The following is a 14,103-nucleotide window of genomic DNA, read 5'->3' on the forward strand; positions in this document are numbered from 1 at the left end:
CGGGCTTAGTGGAACAAAGTGAACAGGCCTTTGCCGCCCACTTTGTAGTTGAGGTTGCGGCAGCGCTCGCCCTTGATCGCCGCATCCGGCCCGCTGACGATGGCATAGGGCGGCACCGGCTTGGACACCACGGTTTGCCCGCCGACCACCGCGCCCTCGCCGATGTCGGCACCAAACGACAACAGTGCACGGCTGGCGATCCAGGCATAGTCGCCGATGTAGATAGGCCCGCCGACCGCCCAGAATTCCGGTTCCTTGAGGTCATGACCACCGGCGATGATCAGTACGTGGGACGCGATGGTCACATGGTCGCCAATGATCAGCCCGCCCCGTGCATCCAGCTGGCAGTGCCAGGCCACGGTGCTGTCCTGGCCGATGCGCAGGCTGTCGATACCCAGTACCTCGGTGTTGCGCCAGACCGTGGAGCCCTTGCCGATCTTCGCCCCGCCCATGCGCAACCAGAGCAGGCGCAGGGTATGGCTGGGGATCTTGCAGATCAGGATGTTGTACATCTGCTCCCAGGTACGCAGCATGCGATCGCGCAGGGTTGGCCAGTTGATGCCGTACATGGGGATCAGCGCGCCTTTGACTTCGCGACCCAGCAGGGCATAGAAACGCCGAGGCAGGGCCGGTTCGATCTTCGATTCGATGTTCAGGTAGCTGATATAGGTGAGGGTGTTGCCCTTGAGGGGCTGCTCGAAAATCACGTCGTTTTCCAGCATCCACTGATAGGCCGCTTCCAGTTCCTCGAGGGTCACGCCCATTTTCTGCGCATATTCGGGCAGTGCCTGCTTCAGGTTCTGCGAGTGGAAAAGGCGATGTTTCATGGATGGATTCCTGAGCTAGGGGATTCAGTAGCGTCCGGCGCCGTGGACAGGGCCTTGAGCCGCAGGCGCCTGGCCTCATGCAGGTTCAGGCCCAGCAGTAGCCAGAACAGGGCTGCCAGTACCTGGGTGAAGCTGAAATAGTGGTCGAACAGGCCGCTGATCAGCGCCGCGCTCAGGCCCGCGCCACTGCCCAGCCACAGCGCATTGTCCCGGGTCAGGCGGGTTTGCAGGCCAGGGGCCCGGGTTTCCCGCCACCAGCTCCAGATCACCGCGACGAACAGCAGCATGCCGGGTACGCCAATCTTGTAGATGTAGTTCAACCACAGGTTGGAGATCCCCCACAGGCCGGTGCCAGGCACCGGCGGATCGACCTTGAAACCGATGCCGAAGGGAAACATCGCCATGGCTTCGGGGAAGTGCGTGTATTCGTCGACCCGCACGCTGGTACTGGCATCGTTGGAGGTGAACAGGGTCAGCAGGCGATCCTGCAGGGGCGGGTAGGACATCATCAGCAGGGCGCCCAGGACGAAGCCGCCCATGAGCATGCGTCCGGTGTAGGGCACCCGCTGGCGGGCCATCCAGATCAACACCACCAACAGGCTGAGCAACGCCCCGCGCGAACCCGAGAGCAGCAGCCCGGCGGCACCCAATAGCGCCACCCCCAGCCCCAGGCGGCGTTCCCAGCCGCTGCGGGTCAGGCCGAAGCAGAAAGCCAGTGGCAGGAGCAGCGCCATGGCCCCGCCGGTGACGTTGGGGTGCATCCAGGGTGAGCCCATGCGGTTGGCCAGGGCGCTGAGGCTGTCGCCCAGCACGGCGATGCCGCCATAACCGAGTTTCTCCAGGATCGGGGTCATGGCGGTGGCGGTACCGCTCTTGAGGAATACCGAGATCGACAGCAGCAGGAGCAGTAGAGTCCCCAGCAGCAGCCCGCAGACCAGTTGTTCCCGGGACCGCTGCTCTTGCAGCAGGCGTGGCACCAGGAACAGCGCCGACAGGTTGAGCAGCCAGCGCACCCAGTTCACCGGACCGTTGCCCACGGCGTCGACCGTCAGTTGACCGATGATGAAGGGCACGGCGCTGAAGGCCATCAGTGCCAACAGCAGCTTCTCGGTGCGCAGCATGCGAGGGGGCCGTGGCAGGTTGGAGAACAGGTTCTGGGTCAGGACGCTGACCCAGACCAGCAGCAGCAACGCTTCCGAGACGGTGGTGCGCAAGCCGATCTGCACCGTGGAATAGGGCAGGAAGGTGGCCAGCACGGCGAACAGCAGCAGGCCGCGCAAGGGCTGGCGCACCACGGTCACCGCTGCCGCGATGGCGACCATCAGCACCAGCACCTTCAAGGGCGGCAGCAGCCAGATCAGCACGCCGAACACCAGGCTGAAGATCAGCGCCAGCGGCAGGGCAATGGGCATTACTTGAGCTCCTCGAGCAATTCATTCACGCGCTGGCGATAGGCGTGCTCGGCATAACCGGCCGCCCAGGCCTGAAGCTGCGCCGGATCCTCGGCCGAGGCGCTGGCCAGTTGCACCATCAACTGGATCAGTGCGGTGCTGTCGGTGGGTGAGAAGCGTGGGCTGTCGGCCGGTGTGATCTCGTCCAGGGCCGAGCCCGAGGCCACCGCCACCGGTGTGCCGACGCTCAACGCTTCGATCACCGGCAGGCCGAATCCCTCGGCATAGGACGGTTGCCACAGGCGCAGGGCCTGGCGGTAGACGGCATGCAACTGGCTGTCGCTGATGTCGCTGAGAAAATGCAGGCCATGCAGGGCCCTCAGTTCGCCGGGCAGATGCTCGGGGGCGCCGATCAGCACCAGCTCCGGCACGTCGGTCGACTGCAGGCGGGCGGCCTGCCAGGCGGCGACGAACCAGGGAATGTTCTTGCGCGGCTCGCGGGTACCCACTGCCAGCCAGTAGCGCTCGGGCAATTGCAGGTCGCTGATATCAGCAGGCTCGCCGGCGAAACCGGCGACCAGGTTGGGCAGCACCCGGACCTTGTCGCGGGCCGCCGGGAACAGTTTGACCAGCTCATCGGCGGTGTACTGCGAGGGCGTCCAGATGCGGTCTGCCTGCTTTACCGAATAGCCGATGGAGAGCTTGTCGCTCTGGCGGTAGAAGCGCTCCTTGAGGCGTGAGCCATGGCTGTTGCTCAGGGTCAGCTGAAACAGGTCGTGCAATTGCAGCACATAGCGCAAACCCTGGGGTTTCTTGCCCAACGGCAACCCCATGTTGAAGTTGCAGAGGTAGACCTCGATCCCGGCCTCGCGCAGGGCGCCGGGCAGGAAACCGCCTTCGAAGCGCAATCGTCCGGGCAGCCGGTGGATGCCTTGCAGCGCCGAGCCCCAGCGCGGGCAGTGCACCCGGCGTCGCAGGGGATGGTCTTGGGGGGCTACGCCGAACAACTGCAGGCTGACCTGCGGATTGGCCCGCAGGGCCTCTTCCAGCGCCAGATTCTGCCGGCCGATGCCGGTGTTGCTGTAGCCCGCGGCGGGGCGGTAATCCAGGCCTATGCGCATACGGACACTTCTTCCTTGACAGAGGGGAGTTGGTGATAGACCGCTTCGAGTTGGGCGGCAGCGGCGCTCCAGTCATGCTTGGCCATGACATAGGCGCGCCCGGCATCGCCAATGCGCCGCAGGCGCTCGGGATCGGCCAGCGCCTGGGCCAGGATCTGCGCCAGGGCGCCGGGGTCTTCGCTGCCCAGGTAATGCTGGCCGTTTTCCACCTGCAGACCTGAACTGCCCTGGGCGGTGGTGACGACCGGCAAGCCGGCGGCCATGGCCTCCAGCACCTTGAGCTTGGAGCCGCCGCCCTGGCGCAGCGGGGCGAAGAACAGCGTCGAGCGCCGTTGCAGGTCGCGCAGGTCGGGAACGAAACCCTGCCACTCGATGCGCGGATCGGTCCAGCGCTGGCGGAAATTGTCAGGCAGGGCATAACCGCAGATGGCGAAGTGCACGTCCGGGTTGATCGCCCACAGCCTTGGCAGGATGTCGTCCAGGGCCCATTCCACGGCATCCAGGTTGGGGCTGTATTCGTAGTTGCCGATGAACAGCAAGCGCTGGCTGGAGAGGTCCGGCTGCACCGACGCGTAATGTCCGCAATCCACGCCGTTGACCACCACTGCCGCCGGCTTCCTGCTGAGCTGGCCCAGGGTCACGGCATCCTGCTCGGTCACGGCGATGACCCTGGCTGCCTGCTGGAACACGCGTTTTTCCCAGCGTCGGTAGCGCCATTGGTCATAGCGAGTGAAGGGCTTGGACCAGGCGGGCAGACGGTCGTAGCTGGCGGCCCCCAGCGCCGACTCGACGTTGTGCTCGGTAAGGATGAAGTCCTGTCCACGCTCGCGCAGCGGCTGCTCGAAGGGCTGGAAGCTGTAGCTGTGCTCGATCTGGACCACGTCCCAGGGTTCGTCCAGCAACTGGCGAAAACGTTGTTGCAATGGATCGGCCAGGCCGTTGATCGTGGCCAGCATCGGATAGGGCGCCACCGGCACCGCCAGCAGGGTCTTGAGACTGCGCAAGGGGCGACGTGGCAGCACGATCAGGCGTTCCAGCCAGGGCTCCAGGGCGGCGCGCGAGGTTTCGTCCAGGGGCGTCTTGGATTGCACCAGCAAGGTAATGCGATGCCCCCTGGCCGCCAGGGCCCGCAGCAGATGATATTGCCGGGTCTTGCCGCCGCTGGTGGCGGGCCAGGGCAGATAGGGCAGGGTCCAGAGGATCTTCATGTTCACCACACCAGGAGTTGCAGGCTGGTTTTCAGGGGGACGCTGATGCCCTGTGGGCTGCTCAGGTCGGTGTGGGTCCCGGTCATTGGGTCATGCAGCGTTGCGTTGGCTAGGCCGGGGATCTGCACGCTGCTGCCGCTGGCGCTCCAGAACATCCATACATGGGAGCCGTCGGGGCGGGTCCAGGCGATGCTGTACAGGTCCGCCGGGGCGTTGCTGAGTGGCGGTGGATTGTCCGGGGCCAGGCTGGGGCCAGTGGTCTCGAGGAAATACTTGAGGGCGGTGTAGACCGGCTTGGGGTCGCCCGCCAGGTCCACCAGGCCATAGGATTGATCGCGGTTGCTGGCCCGGGCATCCAGGTCGCTGAGGTTGAACAGGAAGATGCGCTGGTAATCCATGGCCGCCATCAATGCCAGGCGCCGCAGGGTGTAGTCGGCCTGGCCGCTGGGGCCGATCATCGCCTGCATTTCGCGTTCGCCGGTGGTGTAGCTCGACCAGCCCCATTCGGTGGCCCAGACCTGTTGCACGCCCTTGCCGTGCAGGGCGCTGTTGAGGAAGTTGCCCCGGAGCAGGAAGTCCTTGGCCGCCGGATCATCGCCTTCGGGGTATTCGGAATAGGGATGGTAGGCCGCGATCAGGTTGTCGCTGCCCAGGCCCTGGGCCAGCAGCTTCTCGAGCATCAGCCCCGGGGTGCTGCGCATCTGGCTGTAGTAGGCCATGCCGGCGGTGGCCACCGGTTTGCCCGGCAGGGCGGTGCGAATGGCGTCGCTGGTGGTGCTGAGCAACTGGTCGTAGGCGCTGGGGTCTTCCCTGGGCAGCCAGACGATATTCGGTTCGTTCCAGACCTGCCAGGTATTCACCTGGGGATAGCGCTGGGCGAGCATCTTCATGCGCTGGGCGAACACGCTGAAGTCCTTGGGCGGGTACTGGTCGGAAGGCGGGGCGCCGACCGGGACGTTGGCGGCGAAAGGGGCCGAGCCGACCATGTAGGCCAGGATCTTGTACTGGCGATCCCTCATGGCGTTCATCGCGCCATCCAGGGGGTCGAGTTGCAGGTCGTTTTCCGCCGGTTCGATCATGGCCCAGTGAATGGACAGGCGAACCCAGTTCAGGCCAAGGGCGTCGAGCCGGTTCATCTGCTTCTGGTAGACGCTGGGGGCGAAGTACTGGAACTGCGCGTTGACCCCGAGGAAGTCCTTCCAGACCACCGGCCGTGGCCCGCGCAGGGTATTGTCCGCCAGGGCTGGCCAGGCCAGGCAGGCCAGCAGCAACAGCAGGCCGGATCTACGTGGCATGGGCATTGCCTCCACAGGCATCGGCGAACACTCGGGCGAAACGCTCGGCGGTGTGGTTCCAGGCCCTCCGGGCGCCGATCACCGCCGCATGTTCGGCCCAGCGTTCCACCAGTTCCGGGCTGGCACACAAGTGGCTGAGTTCGGCGGCCAGGGCCGCGACGTTGCCCTGGGGGAAGATCACCCCGTTGTTCTGGGCCACTTCTTCGGCGAACGAACGGGCATCGGAAGTGATGGCCCCGCGTCCGCAGGCGACCGCCCAGGACAGCGCTCCGCTGGTTCCCCGCAGTTGCCCCAGCAGCTTGAGCTTGCTCGACTCGCGGTAGGGCAGGACCATCACGTGATGGTCCTGGATGATTCGGGGAATGTCGCTGGCCGGCAGGTCCAGCTGCCAGTCGATGCTGTCCTGCAGATTCAGGCGCTGGATGTGCTGGCGCAACTGCTCCAGGTAGCTGCCGGCAGTGCCGAAGGCCATTTCCGGTTCGCTGCCGCCGGCCAGGGTCAGGCGCATGCGCTGGCGTATATCCGGTTGTTGGGCGAAGGCCATGGCCAGCGCGTCCAGCAGGTCCTCGATGCCCTTGCCGCGATAGATGAAGCCGAAATACAGGAGCTTGAGGGGCGTGGGTGGCGGCAGCGGCCGGGCCGGGATGGCCAGGTTGCCATGGGGAATGACCGCCATCTGTTCGGCCTGCAATCCCATGCGCTGGCGCAGGCACTCGCCGCCGGCGTGGGTCAGGGTGATCAGCCGGTTCAGGCTGCGGGCCAACTGTTTTTCCTCGTGCAGGCAGATCGGGTCGGCCAGCACCGTGGCGATCTGCGGCAGCGGCGAGGGCAGCCTTGCGGCCAGCGACAAGGGCCAGGGCAGCCTGGCCCGGCGCCAGACCAGGCGCTCGGGATCATGCACGGTGGCACTCAGGGGCAAGCTCGGAAAGCGCTGGCGCAGAGCCCTGAGGGCGTGGAACTCCGCCAGCCGGCCGCCGCCGAGTTCGGCATGGACCAGGTCGATGCCCTGCCAATCGGTCTGGGCCACGCGTTCGATGGCGCGCTGCGGGTCGTTGCCCAGCCCCTGCAACGGCGTGCTGATCCGTATCCCCTGGTCCTGCAGGGCCGTGCGCAGGTGTGCGGCATAGTCGGCGATGCCGTTCTGCTCGGGTGGCATGGGGGCCAGCACGGCGATATGCATCAATGGGGGCTCCTGATTCGTGCCATGACGTTGAGCACGCTTTCAGGAATGCCGAAGCGTCGACGGTTGAGGATGATGCCATCGACCCGCTTGAACGCGGTGTTGAGGATCGACAGGGCGTTTTGCAGCACCGGCACCGTGGTGGTCTCGGCCTCGATGATCAGGGCGATCAGGTCGGCTTCGCGCAGGCTGACGAAGGCCTCTTGATTGGAGAAGAAGCCCGAGGCCTCCAGCAGCACGATTTCACCAGGTAGCGCGGTGGGTGAACCGTTGACCCGCACGGTATGGCCTCGCTCCTGCAACAGGTCGCGCAGGTGGCCGGTGACGAAACTCACCCCCTCGCCATGGCGGGCCGACGTCAGGCCGATCACCAGCCCGCGCTCGGCCACCTGTTTGAGCGGCAGCACGCCGTACAGCCGGTACAGGCTGGCGGTGAAGGCACTGTTGCGTTGTGGCAGGTGGCTGTCCAGGTCCTGCAGGCTGCTCCAGACCTTGACTCCGAAGCGTTCCTCGAGCTGGTCGGCATCGTGGATCCGCTGGTCCAGCAGGTAGAAGAAGTACAGGGCCAGCAGGCCCACCGCGAGGCTCAGGGGAATGGCCGCCAGCAGCATGGTCAGGCTCTTGGGGAAGATCCGGCTGGGCTGGAAGGTGGCCTCCTCGATGACCGCGATGTTGCTGATCTGGCTCTGGTCCAGTTCACGGTCGATCCGCGCTTTCTCGGTACTGTCGCTGTACAGCGCGAAGCTTTTCTCGGCGGCGTTGAGCTCGCGCTGCAAGCGGGCCAGTTCAGGCTCCATGGCCAGGGCCTGGCGTCGGTCCTGCTCGAGCTTGAGCAGTTGGCTTTGCTGTTGCGCGGCCTGGGTCTGCAAGCGGCTGAGGCTGGCCTGCTGGTCGGCGAAGCTGTTTTGCAGGCGGGTGTAGACCGGGTTCGGCGCCAGGTTCTCACTGCGCTGCACGGTGGCGTTTTCCGCCCTCAGCAGGGCTTGCAGATTGGCGATCGCTGCGTCCATCGCACGCACCGGTGGCGCGCCCTCCTTGAAGGTGCGGAGCATTTCCTGGCGCTCGATCTGCTTGGCGTTGATCCGCTGTTGCAGGTCCTGGCGGTCGGGGTTGAGGCTCATCTGGCGACCGATGCTGATCTCTTTGCGCATGCTGTTGAGCTGCTGCTGGATGGTGTCCAGGCCGCTTTTGGTCGAGGCCACTGCACGGGTGGTATTGAGGTGTTCGCCGCGCAAGTTGTTGAGGTTGCGCGAGATGTCGTTCAAGCGCTCGTCGATGCTCACGGCCCCCAGTTGATTGAGGTAGTCGGTGATCTGAGTCTTGTAGCCGAGGATGCGCTGGTTGGTATTGGTGCTTTCGGTTTCATAGAAGGCGTACAGGCTCTTGCGTCCCAGGGTCTGCGCGCGTTCCTGCTGGTACTGCTCGATCCAGCTCTTGACCACCGTCTGGGCCACTTCGGGGTCGTTCCAGACGAAGCTGACTTCGATCACCGAGGAGCCGGCCGCGTGGGTGACGCTGAAGTTCTTCAGCATGCGCTCGGTCAGGCGTTCGACCGGGGTCTGTTTCTCCACCAGGCCCACCAGTTGCAGGAGCCCGCGAAGCAGGTCGACGATGCCTTCCACTGCGCCCTTGACGGCATTCTTGATGCTGCCCAGTACGCCACCGGGCTGCGGTTGCCGGGACAGGTCGTCGAGGTACTGCTGCGCCACCTTGCGGGCGATGGGCGCCCCGCTGAGGATGCGTTCCTCGTCGAGGATCGGGTCACGCTGGGCACTGGGGATCACCACCGCCTGGCGATCGGCGATCTCGATCGGCAAGGTGCTGGTATCGCGCCCCGGCTTGACCAGCAGCAGGGCCGTGGACTCGAAGCGGTTGGGCAGCAGGAAGGCGCCCAGCACGATGATGATGAACGTTACCAGGACGGTGATCTTGACCTCGCGCTTGAAGATGAAGAACAGCCGCAGCAAATCGCGAAAGGAACGGATATTGATCATATGGGCAGTCCTTGGCGATCAATTGGATCGGCGGTTGATTTCGTAGCTGGCTCCGATACCGATCGACTTGGTGAACGGGATCAGCTGGTTGAGGTACACATCCACCCATTCGATGCCATTGCCGACACTGGACTTGGGCACGAACACCACGTCACCACGTTGCAGCAGCACCGGTGAGGCCCCGGCATTACCGGCGATCATGAACTTGCGGTAGTCGAAGAAGTACGTCTTGTAACGCCCGTCCTCGCCTTCGCGCAGCAGGGCGATGTTGCGGCTGTCGCCCACTGACAGCAGCCCGCCGGCACCGACGATGGCCTGCTCCAGGGTGGTGGTCACGGTGACGGGCAGGGAGGCCGGGTTGCGCACCGAACCGCCGACGAACACCGTGTTGCCCGGCGCCTGGTTGATGTTCACGGTCAGCGCCGAGTCCTGGTAGATGTTCTTCAGCTTGTTTTCCAGGACCTGGGTCAGTTGCTGCGGCGTGAGCCCCGCCGCCTTGACCTGGCCGGCATAGGGATAGGAGAAGGTGCCGTCGTTGAGCACGGTGAACAGCGTCAGCTCGTAGATCGAGTTGGCGGTGAACGCCGAGATCGACGGTGCCTCACCGGTGTTGCGCACGATGCGCAGCGTATCTCCCGGACGAATTCGCTGTGGCGGCAACGGCTTGCCGGCCAGGGCCTCGCCGGCACGGTGGCCTTCCTTGAGGTCCTGTCCGGGGGGCAGCTCCACTTTCGCCGGTATGGAGCAGGCGCACAGCATGAGAATACTGGAAATCAGCAGCAGTCTTTTCATCGAGCGGTCTTCCTGGCGTACATAGTCACAACTCCCTGTCGGGCCAGATTGGGGCGTGGAGCGTGGTCTCAGGTCTTGGCGGTCTCAGCGGGTGCCCGTCCGTAAATATCGTTGAAGCGCACGATATCGTCCTCGCCGAGGTATTCCCCACTTTGCACCTCGATCATCACGAGGTCGATCACCCCGGGATTGACTAGGCGATGGGTACGACCAGGCTTGATGAAGGTCGACTCGTTGGTGTTGAGCAGGAACTCGTCTTCGCCATTGGTCACCCGGGCCATGCCGCTGACGACGATCCAGTGTTCGCTGCGGTGGTGGTGCATCTGCAGCGACAGGGATGCGTTGGGCTTGACCATGATGCGCTTGATCTTGAAGCGCGGTCTTTCCTCCAGCACGGTGTAGGTGCCCCAGGGGCGGGTCACCGTGCGATGCAGCTTGTAGGCATCGTGGCCCAGGCGCTTGAGTTCCTGGGCGATCAGCTTGACATCCTGGCTGCGCTTGCCATCGGCGACCAGCAAGGCATCGGCGGTGTCGATGATGATCAGGTCGTTCAGGCCGACCGCACCCACCAGGCGCTTGCGCGAGTCGATGTAGCAGTTGCTGACGTCGTGCAGCACGGTCTCGCCGTTGCATTGGTTGCCGTGTTCGTCCGCGGGGGTCAGTTCGCGCATCGCCTGCCATGAGCCGATGTCGCTCCAGCCGAGCTGGCAGGGCACCACTGCGACTTTTTTCGAGCGTTCCATCACCGCGTAGTCGATGGAAATGTCCGGGGCCTGGGCGAAGCTGTCGCCGTCCAGTTCCACTTGCAGTTCGTGCTTGCCCTCCTTGCGGTGGCTCAGCTCCAGGCAGCGCTCGACCGCGTTGATGACCTCGGGAACCCATTCGCGCAGTTCCTGGAGGATGGCATCGACGCGCATGCAGAACATGCCGCCATTCCACAGGTGCTGGCCGCCGTCGACGTAGCGCTGGGCGGTGGCGGCGTCGGGTTTTTCGACGAAACGGTTGACCTGGAAACCGTCTTTATTCAGGCCCTTGCCTTTCTCGATGTAGCCAAAGCCGGTCTCGGCGTGGGTCGGCACGATGCCGAAGGCCACCAGCCACCCCCGGTCGGCCAGGTGCCGGGCGCTGTCTACGGCGGCGATGAAGGCGTCCAGATCCTTGATCAGGTGGTCGGCTGGCAGTACCAGCAGTTGTGCATCCTCGCCGTACAGCCGACTGACGTGCAGGGCGGCGGCGGCGATGGCCGGCGCGGTGTTGCGTCCGGAGGGCTCGAGGATGAAGTCCAGGTCGATCCGCTGCTTGTTCAGCAGCCGGTAGTCGTCCAGGGTGCGGAAGAACACTTCGCGGTTGGTCACCGTCAGCAGGCGACCGACATCGTTCAGGGCCGTGGCCCGTACGAAAGTCTTCTGCAGCAGGTTTTCGCCATCGGGCAGGCGCATGAAGGGTTTGGGCATCGCCTCGCGGGATACCGGCCACAGACGGGTGCCGGCACCGCCAGCGATGATGCAGGGAATGAGTGTGCTCATTCAGAAGGCCTCGCGGGTCATGATCACTGAGGGAACGGTGCGGAACAGAATGTACAGGTCGAACCAGACCGACCAGTTTTCAATGTATTCCAGGTCGAATTCGACACGTTTTTCGATTTTCTCCAGGGTATCGGTTTCGCCCCGGTAACCGTTGATTTGCGCGAGTCCGGTGATCCCCGGCTTGACCCGGTGGCGCGAGGTGTATTCCTTGACCGCCTCCTCGAAGAGAATGCCGGCCGCCTTGGTGGCCGTGGCGTGGGGGCGCGGACCGACCATGGACATGCTGCCGCCCAGCACGTTGAACAGCTGTGGCAGCTCGTCGAGGCTGGTCTTGCGGATGAAACGTCCGATTCGGGTGATGCGCGGGTCGCCGCGGGTGGTCTGCTTCTCGGCGTTGGCATCGCTCAGGTGCTGGTGCATGGAGCGGAACTTGTAGACCTGGATCAGGCGGTTGTTGTAGCCGTAGCGCTTCTGCTTGAACAGCACCGGGCCCCTGGAGTCGATCTTGATGGCCAGGGCCACCATCAGCATGATCGGAGACAGCAACACCAGAGCGATGCTCGAGAGGATCATGTCCTCCATGCGCTTGAAGAATGGCGACCAGCCCCGCAGCGGCACTTCGGAGGCGTTGAACATCGGCAGGTTGGCCACTTCGGTGATGCGGTTGTGGGCGTGCCGGAAGGCCACCATGTCGGGCACCAGCAACACGTTCACCGGCAACCTGCGCAGTTCCCGGATCACGTAGGCCATGCGGTTTTCTGCCGACCAGGGCAGAGCTACCAGGACCTGGGTGACCTTTTCCTCGCGAATCAGCCGCTCCAGGTCACTGGAATTGCCCAGCAACGGCAGGTTGCACAGGACTTTGGGCAGGCGACCGATACGGTCGTCGATGAAGCCCGTGACTCCGGAGCGAATATCCTGGTGCTGGGCCAGGTATTCGGCCAAACGCTGGCCGTTCTCCGTGGCGCCCAGGATGACTGCGTTCTGCAGGAACACGCCACGCTGCATCAGTTGCTGGAACAGGGTCAGGAGGATCAGGCGCTCGATGCCGAAGAGCACGAAACTGCCGAAGAACCAGGCCAGCAGCCCACGATTGTCGATGGCGCTGAACATCTGCATCGAGTAGTGCATGAACAGCAGCACGCAAAAGGATGCCGACCAGGCGAACAGGGTCAGCTGGAAACGCAACTGGTTGCTGAAGATGGATTCGGCATAGACCCCCAGCGCTTGGAAAATCAGCACGCTGATGATGCTGAAGAACACCAGGATGGTCAGGTCGTTCTTGAGTGCCGGATACTCGGGGTTCGCCAGCAGCAGAAGCAGGAGCCCGGGAAGGATCGCGGTCAGACCATGGACCACGCGGATGCCGAACAGAAAGTACTCGACCATGCTCGGCCGAGTCAGTAACAGGCTGTCTACAGGTTGCAACCGCATAAGATCAATTCCCTGGATCCGAGGCAAACCGGGACCTGGAAAGATCGGACACCGGTCAACAAATGCACCTTCACATCGCACAGTCCCGGCACCGCGCGAAACCAGGCCAACCTTCCCTGGCATCAATCGGTATCCATTGGGCAAGCCAGTGCGCACCTATGCGGGTTGGGCTCCTAGCACCGATCGACCCGACGGCTGTGCTTGCTCCTCTAAACGACTTGGCTGAGTAAAGCTCATGAAACAGCGACTGGCGAGCCGAAAGCCGGGCGGCGATGAAAGATCTTTTGCCCTGTACCTTTAATCCCCTGCCGGCCCCTGGGGCGGGCGTGCCAGGCGGGTTGCGGAGGAGAAAAATAATTCGATCCGGCAGACTTTTTCCTGGCGGGGCGAGGTCAACATCCATCAGGGAACACTGAACGATGGGAGTCGTGGCGATGAGTGAGCGCAAGGCACTTTTGATACTGCATGGCAAGCAGGCCCTCAACGAGCAAGTGCGGGCAGCGGTCGAAGCCCGACGGGCTGCCGGTTGGGAGCTGGCGGTGCGCCTGACCTGGGAGGCGGGGGATGCCCAGCGCCTGGTGGGCGAGGCGCTGGCTGCAGGCTACCGGCGACTGATCGCCGGTGGTGGTGACGGCACGCTACGGGATGTCGCCCAGGCCCTGGCCGATGCCGGGAGCCCGTGCAGCCTGGTATTGCTGCCCCTGGGCACCGCCAATGACTTCGCCCGGGCTGCCGGGGTGCCATTGGAGCCGGCGGCGGCCCTGGAATTGCTGGAAGTGCCGGCCCGGCCGATCGACTTGGGAGAGGTGGACGGGGAAGTCTTCCTCAACATGGCCACCGGCGGTTTCGGCAGCCAGGTCACTGCCAATACCTCGGAAGACTTGAAGAAGGTCCTGGGCGGCGTTGCCTACCTGTTCACCGGGTTGTCGCGGTTTGCCGAGCTGAGCGCTGCCTATGGCGAGTTGCAGGGGCCGGACTTCCATTGGCATGGCGAGCTGCTGGCCCTGGGCATCGGCAACGGGCGCCAGGCGGGTGGCGGGCATGAGTTGTGTCCCCAGGCCCTGGCGGACGATGGTCTACTGGATGTCAGCATCCTGCCGGCACCCCAGGAACTGATGGGGACGTTGAAGAACTTGCTGGCCGGGGGGATGGGCATCGACAATCTGTTCATTCGCACCCGCTTGCCCTGGGTCGAGATCAAGGCTTCGCGGGGGCTGGATATCAATCTCGACGGTGAGCCGCTGCAAGGCGACCGGTTGCGTTTTGCCGTGCGGCCCGCGGCCTTGCAGGTGCACCTGCCGGCCGATTCACCCCTGTTGGGTGGCGCCCACTGAG

General features: G+C 64.2%; 11 protein-coding genes. 1 reads left to right on the forward strand and 10 read right to left on the reverse strand.

Annotated elements, in window-relative coordinates; translation table 11 throughout:
- Nucleotides 1-5: 5 nt before the first annotated feature.
- From LGQ10_RS28870 to LGQ10_RS28915, 10 genes are all read right to left on the reverse strand, one after another.
- The gene (locus LGQ10_RS28870; RefSeq protein WP_226523921.1) at nucleotides 6-827 is read right to left on the reverse strand and encodes an acyltransferase; all 822 of its coding nucleotides are present in this window, start codon (nucleotides 825-827) and stop codon (nucleotides 6-8) included.
- Nucleotides 824-2,239: an O-antigen ligase family protein gene (locus LGQ10_RS28875; protein ID WP_058437085.1), complete on the reverse strand. Its 1,416-nt coding sequence runs from the start codon at nucleotides 2,237-2,239 to the stop codon at nucleotides 824-826. The genes LGQ10_RS28870 and LGQ10_RS28875 overlap by 4 nt, the downstream gene beginning before the upstream one ends.
- Nucleotides 2,239-3,339: a glycosyltransferase family 4 protein gene (locus LGQ10_RS28880; protein ID WP_226523922.1), complete on the reverse strand. Its 1,101-nt coding sequence runs from the start codon at nucleotides 3,337-3,339 to the stop codon at nucleotides 2,239-2,241. Before LGQ10_RS28880 ends, LGQ10_RS28875 begins: the two co-directional genes overlap by 1 nt.
- On the reverse strand, nucleotides 3,330-4,547 hold the full coding sequence (locus LGQ10_RS28885; protein ID WP_226523923.1) for a glycosyltransferase family 4 protein: 1,218 nt from the start codon (nucleotides 4,545-4,547) through the stop codon (nucleotides 3,330-3,332). The genes LGQ10_RS28880 and LGQ10_RS28885 overlap by 10 nt, the downstream gene beginning before the upstream one ends.
- A gap of 2 nt (nucleotides 4,548-4,549) precedes the next feature.
- A complete protein-coding gene (locus LGQ10_RS28890) occupies nucleotides 4,550-5,842 on the reverse strand; it encodes a cellulase family glycosylhydrolase (protein WP_226523924.1) in 1,293 nt (430 codons plus the stop codon).
- Nucleotides 5,832-7,022 carry a glycosyltransferase gene (locus LGQ10_RS28895; protein WP_226523925.1) on the reverse strand — a complete coding sequence of 397 codons (1,191 nt, stop codon included), beginning with the start codon at nucleotides 7,020-7,022 and terminating at the stop codon, nucleotides 5,832-5,834. Before LGQ10_RS28895 ends, LGQ10_RS28890 begins: the two co-directional genes overlap by 11 nt.
- Nucleotides 7,022-9,016 (reverse strand): GumC family protein, encoded by a 1,995-nt coding sequence (locus LGQ10_RS28900; RefSeq protein ID WP_226523926.1) that lies wholly within the window; start codon nucleotides 9,014-9,016, stop codon nucleotides 7,022-7,024. Before LGQ10_RS28900 ends, LGQ10_RS28895 begins: the two co-directional genes overlap by 1 nt.
- Before the next feature lie 18 nt (nucleotides 9,017-9,034).
- Nucleotides 9,035-9,808, reverse strand: a complete 774-nt coding sequence (locus LGQ10_RS28905; RefSeq protein WP_058433548.1) for a polysaccharide biosynthesis/export family protein — start codon at nucleotides 9,806-9,808, stop codon at nucleotides 9,035-9,037.
- A gap of 68 nt (nucleotides 9,809-9,876) precedes the next feature.
- Nucleotides 9,877-11,334 carry a mannose-1-phosphate guanylyltransferase/mannose-6-phosphate isomerase gene (locus tag LGQ10_RS28910; protein WP_226523927.1) on the reverse strand — a complete coding sequence of 486 codons (1,458 nt, stop codon included), beginning with the start codon at nucleotides 11,332-11,334 and terminating at the stop codon, nucleotides 9,877-9,879.
- Entirely contained in the window at nucleotides 11,335-12,768 is a 1,434-nt protein-coding gene (locus LGQ10_RS28915) for an undecaprenyl-phosphate glucose phosphotransferase (protein ID WP_058437069.1), read from the reverse strand.
- 434 nt (nucleotides 12,769-13,202) lie between these two features.
- Between LGQ10_RS28915 and yegS the strand changes: the two genes are divergently transcribed.
- Nucleotides 13,203-14,102 (forward strand): lipid kinase YegS, encoded by a 900-nt coding sequence (gene yegS / locus LGQ10_RS28920; RefSeq protein ID WP_226523928.1) that lies wholly within the window; start codon nucleotides 13,203-13,205, stop codon nucleotides 14,100-14,102.
- The last annotated feature ends 1 nt before the right edge of the window (nucleotide 14,103 follow it).

Source organism: Pseudomonas sp. L5B5, from assembly GCF_020520285.1.
In the GTDB taxonomy this organism is placed as follows: Bacteria; Pseudomonadota; Gammaproteobacteria; order Pseudomonadales; family Pseudomonadaceae; genus Aquipseudomonas.